The sequence below is a fragment of the Microcystis sp. M53603_WE2 genome (assembly GCF_030065435.1).
The window spans coordinates 1-1,232 of record NZ_JASJFF010000011.1 but is presented as its reverse complement, the minus strand read 5'-3'; the positions used below and the strand labels follow the sequence as shown (position 1 = coordinate 1,232).

Here is a 1,232-nt window from a genome sequence, read left to right as displayed (position 1 = left end):
GGTAGGAAAGCATGGGGATGAAGGTATGATAGCGAGATATGTAAAAGAACAAGATAAAGAATACCTGCAGCTACACCAAAATCTACAATTGAGTCTATTTTGATTCTGATACCCCGTCCGCTTGCGGCGGGGTAGTTCATTGATTAATTTTCACCCAGTCATCGTCGATAAATTAGCCTGCCTTAAAAACAGGTAAAGTGACTATCACCATTTTGCCTAATTTTTTCACTCTGGTAATGAACTTTTGATTATGAAATGATCCAAAGACGTTAATTTAAAAGATTGAGTTCAGGGGAGTTTGTTGGGTTGGTCTTGTGTTAAAATTGGGTTAGGGCTAGTCTGAATCATTTATCCTGTATCATTTAACGGCGGAGAAAACTATGGTAAAAACCTTTAAAGCAATTTTGAAAAATAATACCCTTCAATGGCTTGATGAAACCCCTGAAATCAACTCCGAATATCCTGTTAATGTTTATATTACCTTACTAGAAGAAAATATTATTGGTGAAAATCGATCTAACGGTCAAAAAATGGCCAATGCTTTGAAAAAAATTGCTAATAATAATACTTTTACTGATGTTGATACCCAACAGTGGCAACAACAAAATCGGTGCGATCGCTCTCTTCCTGATCGGGATTAAATCATGTTATTAGATAGTAATATTATTATCTATGCCGCTCAATTGGAAAATGAGTTTCTCCGGGAGTTTATTGCAGAAAATTCTCCTTATGTATCTGCTTTATCCTATCTGGAAGTTTTAGGCTACCATCGGTTAACTCATCAGGATAAAGTCTATTTTGAAGAATTTTTTAATGCTTCTCAAATTTTACCCATCTCTCAACCTGTAATTAACCAAGCAGTAACTTTAAAACAAATCAGAAAGATGTCCTTATGAGATGCCATTATTGCGGGAACAGCTTTCGTTTATAATTTAACAATTGTAACTCGCAATATTGATGATTTTAATTGGCTTAGTAAATTAAATCTAATTAGGGTTTGCTGAATAAGTACGGGCGAAGCATTCGGATAGAAAATCTACCTTTTCACCGATAGGTTATTGTCCGAATGCTTCGCCCCTACAGGACGCTGGCCGATGAAGACGCAAGGTTTTGAACGAAGATTCTCTCAAAATCTTGCACCTGATTGACCAATTGTCAATAGCTTTTGAGATACTCCAGCAATTCCAAATTCAGAATGTAGCAAGGAATACAGAATACAAAACGCTTTTGCC

General features: G+C 36.0%; 2 protein-coding genes and 1 pseudogene. All 3 read left to right on the top strand.

Translation table 11 applies throughout. The features are described from left to right. Positions 1–103 (top strand): annotated as a pseudogene (locus PX481_RS00255) (IS200/IS605 family transposase); the annotation flags it as partial. 277 nt (positions 104–380) lie between these two features. Further along, entirely contained in the window at positions 381–641 is a 261-nt protein-coding gene (locus PX481_RS00250) for a hypothetical protein (protein ID WP_002757302.1), read from the top strand. A gap of 3 nt (positions 642–644) precedes the next feature. Next, complete coding sequence (locus PX481_RS00245; protein WP_002757304.1) at positions 645–896, top strand: PIN domain-containing protein; 252 nt, start codon at positions 645–647, stop codon at positions 894–896. Positions 897–1,232 lie beyond the last annotated feature (336 nt).

What these genes read in the sequence shown, in the direction of transcription:
- PX481_RS00250 (WP_002757302.1), top strand. Translation starts at nt 381, where the DNA reads ATGGTAAAAACCTTTAAAGCAATTTTGAAAAATAATACCCTTCAATGG.
- PX481_RS00245 (WP_002757304.1), top strand. Translation starts at nt 645, where the DNA reads ATGTTATTAGATAGTAATATTATTATCTATGCCGCTCAATTGGAAAAT.